Here is a 13349-nt window from a genome sequence, read left to right on the forward strand (position 1 = left end):
AGATTTCCCCGTATATCGAGAACAACGTCGTTTGCGCACATAATGCCTCCTTCGATTTCAGCGTCCTCAAAAACACTCTTCCCCTGTACGGCATTCCCCTTCCCGATTGTTCGATTCTTTGTTCTGTTGCGGTCTCCCGGAATACATGGCCGAACCTGATGTCCTATTCCCTTCCGATTGTGGCGCGCCACCTGGGGCTTACCGTCGAGCATCATGACGCTGAGGACGACGCGCGGTGTTCGGCGGAGATCCTTCTTGCCGCTTTTCACGAGTACAATCTTTCGGAGTTCGACCAAGTGAACCAGAAGCTTTCGATTTGCCCGGGGAGTATAAGAAACGGCTGTTATTCCTGCTGCAGTTCGGGCATACGGAGGCAGCGGAAGCAGCTCTATTTCGCTCCCGAAGAATGCGGAAAAAACCCTGATCATCCTCTTTTCGACAAGGACGTAGTTTTTACCGGGACATTGAAATCCATGCCGAGAGATGACGCCTTTGCCCTGGTTCATAAAGCAGGAGGCCGCCCTCGAACTTCAGTCAGCCTGGAAGTTGAGTATCTCGTCATGGGAGTACAGGATTTTTCGAAGTTCCGCGATGGAAAGAAAAGCAGCAAGACAAAAAGAGCTGAAGAGATCAGGTCAAAGGGCGGCAACATCGAAATCCTGTCCGAGGCCGATTTCTTGCAGCTCATCTATGCGGAGTAGAGAAGAAAGAAGAACCCCGGCTCTTTCCGGGGTAGAAAAGGAGTGAGTTGAAAATGTCAATAAACAAGCAAATCCCAGAAGGAAACGTGGCAGTATTAGCTAGTCCGGAAAAAGCAACATTGTACATTGATAATATCAACATCATGGGCAACGATGGTGCTGTAATCTTTGATTTTATGCAGTTTATGCCAGGCATAGTAAAAAACGAAAAGGGAGAGAAAATGCGTCAAGCTGCTATTGTTTCTAGAACTGCCATAACAACACAGCATTTCAGGCGTTTTGTCGAAGCATGTGGAAAGGTATTATCGGACATTGATTCTTCCGAACGCAAACGGGAAGAATAAAATGAACACCCAAAGCACGGGGAATTTGATACTCCACCAGAGCGGCGAAACCTTGCCGATATACCAAGAAATCAAACTGACGAAAGCTGCAAAAATTGCCTTTGGAAGCACATCAGAACGAGGAGAAATTGTGAATGCAGATGTACCTCCGCATTCACAATACGCCATTATAAGCTACCCAGCTTCGGATGAAGGTGATACAATTTCAAGCAGCGGTGGAGGTGAAGTCGTATCGGACATCTCGACCCAATCGATTGCCAATCTATCCAACGGGGAGGAGAGCAATGTCATGACGCAGCCATTGATAACAAAAGGCGAGTTCGATGCTAATATCAAGCGCTTTGATGATACCGTCTCCAACCTGAAGGAGAATATAAGCACTCGTTTCACATCAATAGATGAGAAAATCGATCTTCGCTTTAATCACATGGACGAAAAAATAGACATGAACTTTAGAGCTCTTTCTGGAGAAGTGAGACAGTTGACGGAGAGTATCCAGTCTCAGCGTAAAGAGATCCACAACGACAACCTCGCTACCAGACTTTCAAGCTACGCTGTCCTGGCTACAATGGTTCTCGGTTTCCTCGCGGTTCTTCTTACTATTTTAAGACTATAACAGTAAGCAAGAGCCCCGGATCGATCCGGGGCTCTTGCTTACTGTAACTGCTTCCGACTTGTAAAACTTTTTGCAGAGGAGAAAAAAGAATGATCTATTTTTATCCGCTTGTCATGGAAGAACTTGTACCAGTCGTCGAAAGTCCTTTTGAAGATAGTAGGGAAAGAATCTTTACCGCCAGAGTCGGGATGAAACCCGAGGGATTCGTAAAAAAACTTGAAGCTGCTATTCGATCTTGTTTGACGCTGGAAGAAGCAGACCAAAAGATGATTGAAACGAAAATTGAATACCTGGAGTTTTTCGACGAGGCGAGCGGCCGATACCCGAAGGGAACATATGTTGTTCTTGAACTTGCAAGAGACCGGCTCGGAGAAGGCCTGTAAATTACTCGAGCATTGCCACGGCGTTCTTCTTGATCTCAGGCGCCAGGTGGGCATATCTCAGGGTCATTTTGAGATCTGAATGCCCGAGCAGTTCCCGGACGGTATTCAAATCCGCCCCCTTCATCACGAGCTTGCTTGCGAAGTGGTGCCTCATGTCGTGCCAGCGGAAATTTTCAATGCCGGCTTCTTTCAGTAATCCCTCCCAGCTCGACTGACAGTTGTCGAACTTCCCGCCGGTCTTCGGCGAGAGAAAGACCAGGCTCTTCTCCCCCTGGTCTTCGCTCTGCTTTCTCCAGAGGGTAAAGGCTTCCAGTGCCGGGCGGTTCAGGGGTACATAATTTATTTTGCCGCTTTTCGAAGCTGCTGCGCGGAGGGTCAATATTCCGCCGTCCAGATCCACGTCTCGCCATTCGAGGCTGAAGAGGCTGTTTTTGCGTATTCCTGTATTGAGAGAGATGATGACCATCGGCTTCAGGTAGTCGACATAAGGAGCTTTCCGAAGATCCGGGAACGGGGTCAGGCCGCGGGCATCTCTCCAGGCATTATAGGTATCCCGCTCACTTCTCATTTTCTCTTCCCTGACATCGAGGGCAGCCATCAGACGCTCAAATTCTTCATCTGAAAGGAATCGTACCATCTGCTCGCTGTCAGTCTCGCTGAGAGGCTCCAGTCGGGCAAGGGAATGTTTTTCAATGAGCCCTCTTTTTACTCCCCAGTTCAGAGCGGCCTTGAGGGCTGAGGTTTTCCGGTTTAAGGAGGCGGATTTGCTTTTCTTAGCGGCCTTATCGGTATTACGCCATCGTTCAATCTGAAGTATGGAGATTGCGGCCGGCGTAAGGTCGAGAAAGGACGGGAATGAGGACATGATAATGCGGATGGTGTTCTCTCCGGAGGGACGGTTTTCGATCGCCCAGGGTGCGTAAAACTCGGTGATAAACTCCCGAAGAGTCAAGGGTCTCGGCGCGAGTTTTTCCGCGTCCGGATCTTCGCCGCGGGCAACTCTCGAAAGAAATTCCCGCGCCATTTCCCTGGCTTCGGCGACAGTGATCAGGTCTGCTGGCCCTATTTTATGGTTCGTTCGCTTTCTTCCGGTGCTATAATCTGAATGGCGGTCGTAATCGCAATACCATGTCTTCCTGCCGGACTCTAAGACAAGGAGGACAAGGCCGCTTATGACAGTATCGTGGATCTTGTATCTCGACCCGGTAGGCTTCAGATTCACAACGTAATTCTGGGTAAGTTTAAGCTGCAATTCGCTCCCTCCTTTTTTCCTCCGTATTTCCTCCAAATGGATTATACACTAGAGGTAAAGAGGGAAAAGAAGAGAACGAACAAAAGTCATTTTTATTCAGTATCCATCAGCCTTTACGGCTCTATAAGGTTCCTTTAGGTTTCGGGTGAAATATGCTCTTTTAGCCTTCACACGGAAGAGGTCACTGGTTCGAACCCAGTATCGCCCACCATCTGATTGCAAGGCTTCAGCGTTTTTGCTGGAGCCTGTTTTTTATATAGGGAGCGCTCATGAAACGCGACCCTAAGCCGGAGAGCGAATGGAGGTGGACTGGGCGGGCAAGGGAATGTGGCTTCGCGATCCCGCAACCGGGGAGGAGAGCCCGGCGCGTCTTTTCGTCGCGGTGCTTCCGGCGAGCCAGTACGCCTACGTGGAGGCCTTCCCCGGCATGGGCATGGAGAGCTGTTCGGGAGCGAGGAGCAAGGTGAATACTGCTTGCTACTCTTCACCCTTTGCGGAGCCGAAAAGCTTCTCGATCTCCTCTTCGGTGTTCTCGTCTTCGAGCGGACGGAATCCGGCGATGTCCATGAAGCTGATCATAATCCCGTATCCCATGAACTCTTCATCCTCGTCCTCTTCGGGAACCTGAATGGGCTCATAAGGGAAACAGACTCAACAACCGTATGATTATCAGGTTCCAAGGTGATTTTTTCCCGTACCGGCATATTTTGCAAACAACTCCTTCGCGCGCTTCGTACCTCCATAAAACACGCTTGGCTTCCTGCCCTGTTTCCCTCGATGCTCCGTTTCTTCTAAATATGCCGCGAGGCTACCAGCCCTGCGGCGTGTGCAAGCCGCCGAGGTAGAAGGCTAAACGGTTTGTCTAGAGCGTGCAGAGAGAAGTCTGTTTTTCTATGTATGGATTTTCTTCATAGTATCGTATATGATACCGAAACAGGAAAGAGGCAGGTGATTCTCATTTGTCCACCCTGGAAAAGACCATTGACTCATGGGGTCGAATTGTCGAAGAGCAGTTCTCCACTGTGAAAAGCGTTTTGGAGTCGTTTGGTTTCAGGCTTGAAAACCAAAAGGGATCGCATTCCATTTTTCGCCATCCACTGATAAGCGAATGTTACAAGCTTTTTCCCGAACTTTTTCCCAGGGATTTCGCGCCGGATGGCTCTCTGTAATAGTACAACACAAGAACAAGGTGAAGAGATGGTATCTCCGCAATGCAGTGATAGCACTGGAGAAAATCAAGGAGATTGAAGAAGCGCATCGGAGGCGGTAAAGATGAAAAACCTGGACTACTATATGAGTCTTCCGTATGTCACTGAAGTCACAGAATTGTCGGAGGAGGACGGCGGCGGTGTTGTGCTCTGTCACCCGGAGCTGGGCAGACTGTCAACCAACGCATGGGGAGAGACGTATGAAGAAGCAAGGGGGATGCTGATTGAAATAAAGCGGGGCGTTTTCGAGCGCTGCCTTGCCGATAACCTTCCAATTCCCGAACCGAAGAGCGAAGACCTGCAAAAGTACAGCGGAAGAATACTTCTGCGCATGCCGCGTTCTCTCCACAAGGCCGTTGCGGAAGCGGCAGAAGAAGAGGGGCAGAGCATAAATGCCTATATCGTCGGTGCTCTGCTGAAAACCACAGAGAGAGGCGAGGTTGCCAAAGAAATACTCGCCGCGATTGGTTCCCAAATAGAGAACACTATGCGCTTTGCAATGTTCAACTTTGGAGAGATCGGCTACTATGCCCGGGATCACGCGCTTGAGAAACAGGCGGCAAGGCGCGGAGCAGAACACCCGTCCTGGGCCGCGACTCAGGAGTCGTCTCAGGTATCATGAACGCTCCATTCGAGCTTATCAGGTATTTTTATCTCAGCTCGTTCACGGCGGCCAACAGAGAGTTCAAGCCGGAGTCATTCGTCATGCCGGACATTGAAGTGCGTCCGAACATGATGCAAAACGCCGAAGCGGTCGACAGATGGGATGTCGCCCTGTTTATAGGAACCCCGGATAATATCGACAGGACAAGCGTTCCGTATGATTTCGGCATTTCCATTTTCGGCATGTTCCTCTGCAAGTTCCCGGAGGACTCCTCGGCGGAAGAGTTGTTGAGGTTCAAGCGGCTTTTTTACGTCAATGCGTCATCAATGTTGTATTCGGCGGTCCGGGATCACCTGCTCACGCTGACCGCGCTCGGCCCCTACGGCCCCTTCTTTCTGCCGACATACAGGTTCGATCCGGAAGATATTACGGAGTGATTCAAGCGCCGCACAAAGGTCGGAAATTCTTGACAACGCAACTTTCCGAGGGGTATCATTCAGTTACGCCAATCCCCGCATGTTTTCGTCCCTGTGAGCGCCCGTCGGCTCCAGGCACGGGGTTTTTTCGCTCCCAGCGAGAAAAATATCGTATAACAGACCGTTTAAAAGATTTTCCGACGAATTGCTAAAATCCTGTATTCACAACGCTTACATCAAGCCTATTACGACCCAGTATCGCCCACCATGCAATAGCAAGGGTTCCGGCGTTTAGGCCGAAACCCTTTTTCCATGTCCAGACTCCATTGAGATGCGTGATACTCTCCTTCGGGCAGAAGATGCAGTTGATCTCGAGGGCGGCACTCCTCTTGCCGTGACTGTGATATTTACCTTTCAAGGCAGTGCGAAGGCTGAATCATCACGACTGGTTTGCTTTACTCTGTGTTAGACGACAATATTTTCCTGCTCGCCCTTTTCCCATTTAACAATGTTTTTGAATGTAATCTCGGCCCTTCTTACCAAGGCCTCCTCCGTTGCGAACCCTATGTGTGGAACGATAATGGTGTTGGGGGCGTCCAGCAGGGGGTAGTCCTTGGGAATCGGAGGCTCCATGTCGACTCTGTCCAGACCGGCGCCCGCTATCACACCCTCGCGCAGCGCCTCCGCCAGCGCATTGTTGTCGACGACAGGCCCGATCGCGGTGTTTATCAGGAGGGAAGTGGGCTTCATGAGCTTAAGCCTGTCCTTGTTTATCAGGCCCTTGGTCTCGTTCGTAAGCGGCATGTGGATTGTCACGATGTCGCTCGCCTTCAAGACCTCCTCCAAGGGCATGTATTTCACGCCTTTGCTCACCAGCTTCGGATTTTCTCTTCTGCTGTATGCGATCACATTGCAGCCGAACGCCAGGCCCAACTCAGCCACTGTACCGCCTATCTCTCCGGTACCCAGCACTCCCAGGGTCTTTCCCTTCAGATCGGACTGTCCATAGCCGCTTTTCGTGCCTTCCTTCCTTGCCACGTCATCCAGAACCACAATGTTGCGCAACAGCCCGATCATAAGCCCGAAGGCCAGCTCCGCCACGGAATTGGTGCTGTAGCCGCCTGCATTCGAGACTTTGACGCCTTTCTCCTTGCACTTGTCCAGATCCACATGGTCGTAACCGGTAAATGCCACGGAGATGAATTTCAGCTTCTTCGCGGCGCCTATCACGTCGCCTTTAAGCGGCATATTGGCCACCACCAGTACATCGGCGTCCTCGACCCTGGATTTGAGCGTATTTTCGTCCACCCTGTCCTCATGCACGACCAACTCGTGGCCGCTATCAGTCAGAGGCTTGGTCACTCCGGCAAGTTTCTCTTTGTCGATGCTCAATGACTCCAAAACCACAATTTTCATTTTATCTCCTCCACTTTCCATTATATACAATAGCACAGATAGAACTCGCGCCCCTAGCGCCTTCTTGCCTCTCCTGCCTGTTTTGTATTGCGCTTAAATTTAGTATACCAGAATCTATCAACTTATTTAACCTTCCCGTTCAAATTTACGATGCAAACTGAAGTTTTAGCCTGTGCGGAGCGGCTTCTTCCCATTTTACAAGATTCTCTTTTGCCAGACGTCCCCAGACGATACCCGGGTGAACCTGGATCTTTTTTGAAAAATCCGCTATCGATCTACGGGTAAAAATTCTCTCGCGCAGAAAGGAATCGAAGGATGGAAGTGCGGACGTTTTCCGACTGCTGCACGGCCGATCCCGGACTTTTCCGGCATTCCAACGGACTCTTCACGGCTGGATACATCCTCAATATTCGCGGGACCTTGCCAGCTGAATAATAGATGCAAAGACTCCCCTTCCGGCATCTTCGACAGTCTGTTGCTCTATACTTATCATACTCGAAACGATGGTCGGGCGGTCGGATTTCAGAATCCGGAGGGCTGCCACTGGAGAGACGTTCGGCCCCAAAGCACCGACATCTGCACGGCATCGAGGACTTCCTGTGTGCCATGGGCGGCATGTTCGCCTTCATGGGCAGCCAGTACCGCATCGAGATGGACGACAGGGACTTTTTCATAGACCTGCTGCAGTTCCACCGCCGCTTGCGCAGCCTGGTCGCCATCGAGCTGAAAGTCGGCGAGTCCCAACCGGAGTACGTGGGCAAAATGCAATTTTACCTGACCGCGTTGGACCGGCAGGTTCGTCAGGAGGACGAAAACCCGTCCATCGGCATCGTCTTGCACAAGGCTCTTTTCTCAAAAATCTCATGTTTCGTATACATGCAATGTTGGTCAATGGCACAGGTGCTGGTATAATTCCTACGAAGGAGCCTTAAGCTGGTTTTTTTCAATGATTCAGGCTTCATCGTCCGTCTCCTCGTGGCTTTGCAGCGGACGAAAACTGGGAGGAGTTGAAGCAATTGGTAAGCAGGGTTTTTCATTCCTTGGGCGACCAGGTGTTCGAGACCATAAAAGAGCTGATAGTAGGCAACACCTATCTGCCCGGAGAGATGCTTCAGATCGACAAGCTGGCGGCGGAATTCGGCGTGAGCACGACGCCCATAAGGGAGGCCCTGTTACGACTTGAGGCTTTGGGGCTTGTGGACATAGAGAGGAACAAGGCGGCCGTGGTGACCCAGGTGAGCGAGAAGCGCTCGCGGCACGTGTGGGAGTTCCGCCGTCTGCTCGAGGGCAGGGTGGCGCGGGATGCGGCTCTTCACTGCACGGACGACGAGATGGACCTTGTGGAGTCGAAGCTGCGCCTGGTGCAGGAGAATCCGGATGACTTCGACCTGTACCTTGAGTCCGACGTGGCCCTCCACTCCCTGTTGGCCAGCAAGACGGACAACCCCCTGATCCTGGACGCACTTAACAACCTCAGCGTGCACGCCAAGAGGATCAGGTACTTCGCGGAAAAGGGACCTTTCAGGGAGGAAGTGCTTGACGCGGTGACGAAGGAGCATCTGGAGATCCTCTCGTCCCTTCGGGAGCACGATCCCGACAAGACTGAGGCCCTTATCATCAGGCATCTTAACAACGCCGAGGAGAGGACTAGGAGGGCGCTGCTGGGAGGCGAGGGCTGAGTCCCGGCCCTACGGCGTCCGACTGCGAATGAACTTAGCAGGGCCCTCGCTGTATATGGACCTGCCCTTTGAATCGATCAGCACGGTCAGCGGCATATCCCTCGTCTCGAGCTCGCGAAGCGCCTCCGGGCCGAGCTCTTCGTAGCATACTACCCTCGAGGAGATGACGGTTCGGGCCAAGAGAGCGGCAATGCCGCCGGTCGCGCCCAGGTAGACCGCCCCGTGTTTCATCATGCACGAAATGACCTCCTTTGAACGCATCCCCTTCCCTATCATTCCCAGCACCCCTTGCTTCAGCAACAGAGGGGTGAAAGGATCCATCCTGTAGCTGGTGGTCGGCCCTATGGCTCCGGTCGCCATTCCGGAGCGTGCGGGCGCGGGTCCCGCGTAGAAGATCACGGCGCCTCCCAGGTCTACCGGGGGCTGCTCTCCCCTGCCCAAGGCCTCGACGATCAGCCTGTGCGCCGCGTCCCTGGCGACATAGAGCCGTCCGGAGAGCAGGAGTTCGTCCCCCGCCTCCAGTTTTCTGCTTACGGCCTCCGTGAGGGGCGTTTGCACGCGAACGGGGCTCAAAACCCTTTCCTCCTAGAGGACGCCCGAGGCGTGCCTGTTTGAATGGCAGCAGATGTTGACGGCCACCGGCAGCCCGGCGATATGAGTCGGCGCTTGCTCGACGTTCACCCCTAGCGCGGTGATCGTGCCTCCGTACCCCGCGGCCCCTATGCCGAGGGAGTTTACCTCGGCCAGCAGCCTCTCCTCGAGGGCGGCGTAGCGCGGCGCGGGGTTGCTCTCACCCACCGGCCGGAGCAGGGCTCTCTTGGCCAGCTCCGCGACACCCTCGAAGTCGCTGCCTATGCCGATTCCCAGCACTACGGGAGGGCAAGGGTTGGGGCCCGCCCTCCTGACGGTATCCACCACGAAGTCTATGACCCCCTGTTCGCCCGCGGCGGGGGGCAGCATTGCAAGCGCGCTCATGTTCTCGCTTCCGAAGCCCTTCAGCGAGACTGCGACCCGGACATGCGTCCCCGGCACGATCCGACAGTGGATCTTGGCCGGGGTGTTGTCGCCCGTGTTCTTCCTATCGTACAGAGGATCGTCCACTATGGAGCAGCGCAGGTAGGCATCCCTGTAGGCCCTTCGAACCCCTTCGTCCACCGAGTCCGCCAGATCGCCGCCGACCAGCCGGACGTCCTGCCCGACGTCGATGAAGACGATCGTCATGCCGCAGTCCTGGCAGAGGGGATAGACTCCCTCCGAGGCGACCCGGGCGTTCTCCAGTATCGTGTCTAGTACGGCCGACGCCGGGCCTTCCTCCTCCGCGTCAGAGGCGGCGCGAAGGCTCGCCAGCATGTCGCCGGGGAGCCTGTACGCCGCCTCCTCGATGAGTTTTGCAACCGTGTCGGTTATCCTGCGAACCGGGATCTCCCTCACTTCAGCCATCTCTCCCGCCGGTACCTCGCCTTGCCCGAGCTACCTCTCGCTCAGCTCCAGCAATACCCCTCCCGTGCCCTTGGGGTGGACGAACGCTATCCTGGCACCGCCGGCCCCGTAGCGCGGGGTCTCGTCTATCAGCCTGATTCCCTTCTCCTTCATCGCCTCGAGGGCCCTTTCCAGGTTCTCCACCCTTATCGCTATGTGGTGAATCCCCTCGCCTCTCTTCTCGATGAACTTGGCGACCGGGCTCTCGTCGGACGTGGCCTCCAGCAGCTCGACCTCCGTGTCGCCCAGGGGCAGGAAGGCCGTCTTGACCTTCTGCTCGGCCACCTCCTCGACGCCCGTGCATTTTATTCCGAGGGAGTCCTGCCAGAATTTCAGCGCCTCGTCTATCGATTTCACCGCTATTCCAATGTGGTCGACCACCGTGGGTTTCATACAAAAATTCTCCTTTCGATCGCTTCGTTCTCCGTGATATCCACGCTGTTCTTCGCGCCTCTACATTTTAGCAGAAGTGGGCGGCCTTTGTCCGTTATCAGCAGCAGAAACAGGGATTCGTGGTATAGTATTGCGAAGCATAAGAAGCGAGGAGGTTGTCATAATGAGCCTGAAACCTTGTAAGATATGCGGAAGGCTTTACGACAGTGCGCGTGGAAAATACTGTCCGCAATGCCTCCAGGACATCGACGATTTCTACCCGAAAGTCAGAGAATACATCCGGGATAGCCGGGATGTCAGCTTCAGCGTCGACTCGATATCAGAGGAGATGGGCGTGGACATACTGAGAGTCCAGGCGCTGGTGGACCTCGGATACCTCGACCGGGACGTGCCCGGCATCTCCGGGCAGATCGACGAGGAGAAGAGAAAGAGAGAGGAACTGGCTAGAAAGCTGCAGGGGGCCTTGGACTCGTCGCCGACCGGGAAAAGAGACAAGCCGGAGGATGCGAAAAAGCACAGGACATACGGGCAGGAGAGATACGGAACCAGGGACAAGTGAGGCGCAAAGCGGATTCAACGACGCTACCATGCCGACGCGTGAACACATGAGCGCGGCCGGGCCCCGACGCACGGGAACCCGGCCATGTTTTTCGCCTTGAATGGCTCAAATGATCTGTTCGCCAGGACGGAATATCAACACCGAACAGTGGGCGTACCTGCCGACGTTGGTCGCCGTGCTTCCCACCACGATGCGCTCCAGCGTGCTCTGCCCTCTGTAGCCTATCACTATGAGGTGCATGTCGTTGTCCCTGGCGTAGTTGATGATCACATCCGAAGGGTTCCCCTCTTTAACCAGCATCTTGTAGTCCGTGTGCTCCAGCTCGGGATTGTTCTCCTTCGCCTTCCTGAAGTAGTAGTCCAGCTTCTTGCGGGCGATCTCGGTCACCTCGACGTCTATCTCGGGGGGCAGCCACGGTTCGTAACCTCTCCAAAGAGTCGGATGCGGAAGCACGTGAAGAAACGTGACCTCCGCCCCCAGGCGCATGGCCAGGGTGCAGCCGTACAGGAACACATCCTCGGACATCTTGCTCATGTCCACCGCTACGAGTATCTTCTTCAGCATGGCGCTTCCTCCTTTCGTTTAAAAACCAGAGGATCTCTTCATGGTTATTATACTACTAATATTTCGAATATGACCGGTGCGCAAAATGTGTCATCTTGTGTGATATATTCTGTGCCGGGCGTACCCGTTACGGAAGATCATCTGACTGCAAGGGACTGATTCAACGTGGAAACCGTCTTCGCCATTCTGATTTTTTCACTTTTTGGCGCTTCTTTGGGTTCGTTTTTGAACGTGGTGGCGATGAGGAGCATCTCCGGCAAGCCTTGGGGCGGGTCGGAGCGATCTGCGTGCGCTGAGTGCGACTTGGTGCTTGAGTGGAAGGACCTGGTTCCGCTTTTCTCCTGGCTTTTTCTAAGGGGAAGATGCAGGCGCTGCGGTGCAAGGATAAGCGCCAGGTATTTCGCCGTGGAGGTGATAGGCGCCGTCGCAGGCGGGCTTCTGCTGTGGAGGTGGGGCTTCTCCGCCGCCCTGCCCTTCGCCATGACTGCGGCTTTCGGGCTGTTTCTCAACGCCCTCACCGACATAGAGGACGGTTACGTGTTCGATGTCTTCCCCCTGGCGATGGGAATTATCGGGGGCCTGATGCGCATCTGCGGCGGCGCGGGTGCGTTGCTGGACGGGGCGCTCGGTGCCGCGGTCGGCTTCGCCTCGATCGGGGGGATAATACTGCTGTCCAGGGGCGGCATGGGCTGGGGAGATGCCACGCTGGCCGCGGGCGCCGGGGCGATCTTGGGATGGCGCATGCTGGTCCTCACTCTCTACTCCGGCTTTATGATAGGCGGGGTAATCACAGTCATGCTGATGATCGCCGGAAAGGTGAGGCGCAAGGACTCGGTTCCGTTGGTGCCTTTCCTCGCGGCCGGCGGGCTTTTTACTCTTATCGCCGGGCCCTTTATCCTCCGGTCATTTGGAAGCGCCCCAGGGTGGCCCTGGTGATTTCGAGCATCCGGTCCAGCGGCTTGGTCGAGGGAGTGCCGTTCAGCGTGCGGAAGGCGTGGTCCACCCCCGGCAGTATGTGAAAGGTTTTCCTCTCGCCCTGAAGCCTCAAGCTGCGGAATATTCGCCTTGAGGACTCCTCGTCGAAGGACTCGTCGCAGCCCCCGTAGAAAAAGTCGGAGAAAGAGAGGGTGACCTTGGAGGCCGCGGTGTGGATCACCTCGTTGTTCCCCAGCGTGTCGAGCACGGGGAGCGACATTATGTCGGTCGCCTCCGTGCGGGTGCGATCGCCCGAACCGGAGACGACCAGTCCCTCCACGTCGGGCAGGGGGTCGTGGGTCAGCCCCGACTGTCTCATGAAGGTCCCTGTCTCCTTGCCCGCGAGGATGACCGATATCAACCCTCCCAGGGAGAATCCCCAGAGGATTATCTTGCGGTCCGGATGCTCCTCCGAAGCCTTCAGAAGGGTGGAACAGGCATCGTAGATCTCCATCGCGAAGGTCTTTCCCCCGAAGGCCGAGGTCGCCCAGCCCACCCTGTCCCCTTCGAACGTCTCCTTGTCCCGGCGCAGCCTGCTCGACTCGGCAAGGCAGGCGATATATCCGTCGTTCGCCAGGGACCGGGCCAAGTAGGCGTATTTATTTCCCTCCTCGGGGGACGCGACGCCGTGAACACCGTGAAAAAAGAGAAAAAGAGGAGAGTCCTCCACGGCGTCACCCTCGAAGAAGTGCATGTGCACCTCCTGGTCGCCGAAGCAACCGTGCGCCTGTAAAGATCGAATTATCACGAATTTACGCCT

At 54.6% G+C, this 13349-nt stretch carries 18 protein-coding genes and 1 pseudogene; 12 read left to right on the forward strand and 7 right to left on the reverse strand.

Translation table 11 applies throughout. The annotated features are described in order from the left end of the window. The 4 genes from GX181_05145 to GX181_05160 all read left to right on the forward strand — a co-directional run. Positions 1-701 (forward strand): hypothetical protein (locus GX181_05145; GenBank protein ID NLM71327.1); only part of this gene is annotated, 701 nt, incomplete at its 5' end. A 53-nt stretch (positions 702-754) separates the two neighbouring features. Next, positions 755-1045, forward strand: a complete 291-nt coding sequence (locus GX181_05150) for a hypothetical protein (protein ID NLM71328.1) — start codon at positions 755-757, stop codon at positions 1043-1045. After that, complete coding sequence (locus tag GX181_05155; protein ID NLM71329.1) at positions 1014-1661, forward strand: hypothetical protein; 648 nt, start codon at positions 1014-1016, stop codon at positions 1659-1661. Before GX181_05150 ends, GX181_05155 begins: the two co-directional genes overlap by 32 nt. A gap of 89 nt (positions 1662-1750) precedes the next feature. Continuing rightward, on the forward strand, positions 1751-2044 hold the full coding sequence (locus GX181_05160; GenBank protein NLM71330.1) for a hypothetical protein: 294 nt from the start codon (positions 1751-1753) through the stop codon (positions 2042-2044). 1 nt (position 2045) lies between these two features. On the opposite strand, the gene GX181_05165 is transcribed toward GX181_05160, so the two are convergent. Continuing rightward, the gene (locus tag GX181_05165; protein NLM71331.1) at positions 2046-3296 is read right to left on the reverse strand and encodes a site-specific integrase; all 1251 of its coding nucleotides are present in this window, start codon (positions 3294-3296) and stop codon (positions 2046-2048) included. Between the two features lie 298 nt (positions 3297-3594). Between GX181_05165 and GX181_05170 the strand changes: the two genes are divergently transcribed. The 4 genes from GX181_05170 (at position 3595) to GX181_05185 (ending at position 5545) form a co-directional block, all read left to right on the forward strand. Next, on the forward strand, positions 3595-3924 hold the full coding sequence (locus GX181_05170; protein NLM71332.1) for a hypothetical protein: 330 nt from the start codon (positions 3595-3597) through the stop codon (positions 3922-3924). Positions 3925-4255: 331 nt separating this feature from the next. Further along, on the forward strand, positions 4256-4465 hold the full coding sequence (locus GX181_05175; GenBank protein NLM71333.1) for a type II toxin-antitoxin system HicA family toxin: 210 nt from the start codon (positions 4256-4258) through the stop codon (positions 4463-4465). Positions 4466-4568: 103 nt separating this feature from the next. Next, positions 4569-5126, forward strand: a complete 558-nt coding sequence (locus GX181_05180; protein ID NLM71334.1) for a toxin-antitoxin system HicB family antitoxin — start codon at positions 4569-4571, stop codon at positions 5124-5126. Continuing rightward, complete coding sequence (locus GX181_05185; GenBank protein ID NLM71335.1) at positions 5123-5545, forward strand: hypothetical protein; 423 nt, start codon at positions 5123-5125, stop codon at positions 5543-5545. The genes GX181_05180 and GX181_05185 overlap by 4 nt, the downstream gene beginning before the upstream one ends. A 444-nt stretch (positions 5546-5989) precedes the next feature. On the opposite strand, the gene GX181_05190 is transcribed toward GX181_05185, so the two are convergent. Continuing rightward, positions 5990-6940, reverse strand: coding sequence for a hydroxyacid dehydrogenase (locus GX181_05190; protein NLM71336.1), 951 nt, complete (start codon positions 6938-6940; stop codon positions 5990-5992). A 585-nt stretch (positions 6941-7525) separates the two neighbouring features. Here GX181_05190 and GX181_05195 point away from each other — a divergent pair. After that, positions 7526-7852 (forward strand): annotated as a pseudogene (locus GX181_05195) (DUF1016 domain-containing protein). A 104-nt stretch (positions 7853-7956) separates the two neighbouring features. Continuing rightward, on the forward strand, positions 7957-8619 hold the full coding sequence (locus GX181_05200) for a GntR family transcriptional regulator (protein NLM71337.1): 663 nt from the start codon (positions 7957-7959) through the stop codon (positions 8617-8619). A gap of 9 nt (positions 8620-8628) precedes the next feature. Here GX181_05200 and GX181_05205 read toward each other — a convergent pair whose 3' ends face one another. Genes GX181_05205 through mce form a run of 3 tightly spaced genes read right to left on the reverse strand, consistent with a single transcriptional unit; the run spans position 8629 to position 10491 of the window. Continuing rightward, a complete protein-coding gene (locus tag GX181_05205; GenBank protein ID NLM71338.1) occupies positions 8629-9192 on the reverse strand; it encodes a TRZ/ATZ family protein in 564 nt (187 codons plus the stop codon). A gap of 12 nt (positions 9193-9204) precedes the next feature. Next, the gene (locus tag GX181_05210; GenBank protein NLM71339.1) at positions 9205-10050 is read right to left on the reverse strand and encodes a fumarate hydratase; all 846 of its coding nucleotides are present in this window, start codon (positions 10048-10050) and stop codon (positions 9205-9207) included. Between the two features lie 39 nt (positions 10051-10089). Next, positions 10090-10491: a methylmalonyl-CoA epimerase gene (mce, locus tag GX181_05215; GenBank protein ID NLM71340.1), complete on the reverse strand. Its 402-nt coding sequence runs from the start codon at positions 10489-10491 to the stop codon at positions 10090-10092. A 163-nt stretch (positions 10492-10654) separates the two neighbouring features. Between mce and GX181_05220 the strand changes: the two genes are divergently transcribed. Continuing rightward, a complete protein-coding gene (locus GX181_05220; protein ID NLM71341.1) occupies positions 10655-11050 on the forward strand; it encodes a hypothetical protein in 396 nt (131 codons plus the stop codon). Positions 11051-11155: 105 nt separating this feature from the next. Here GX181_05220 and GX181_05225 read toward each other — a convergent pair whose 3' ends face one another. Beyond that, positions 11156-11614 carry a universal stress protein gene (locus tag GX181_05225; protein ID NLM71342.1) on the reverse strand — a complete coding sequence of 153 codons (459 nt, stop codon included), beginning with the start codon at positions 11612-11614 and terminating at the stop codon, positions 11156-11158. Positions 11615-11827: 213 nt separating this feature from the next. On the opposite strand from GX181_05225, the gene GX181_05230 reads away from it, so the two are divergent. Continuing rightward, complete coding sequence (locus GX181_05230; protein ID NLM71343.1) at positions 11828-12550, forward strand: prepilin peptidase; 723 nt, start codon at positions 11828-11830, stop codon at positions 12548-12550. On the opposite strand, the gene GX181_05235 is transcribed toward GX181_05230, so the two are convergent. After that, positions 12507-13337, reverse strand: a complete 831-nt coding sequence (locus GX181_05235) for an alpha/beta hydrolase (GenBank protein ID NLM71344.1) — start codon at positions 13335-13337, stop codon at positions 12507-12509. The two genes, GX181_05230 and GX181_05235, sit on opposite strands and share 44 nt — an antisense overlap. Positions 13338-13349: the final 12 nt, after the last annotated feature.

It is taken from the genome of Synergistaceae bacterium, assembly GCA_012521675.1.
In the GTDB taxonomy this organism is placed as follows: Bacteria; Synergistota; Synergistia; order Synergistales; family Aminobacteriaceae; genus JAAYLU01.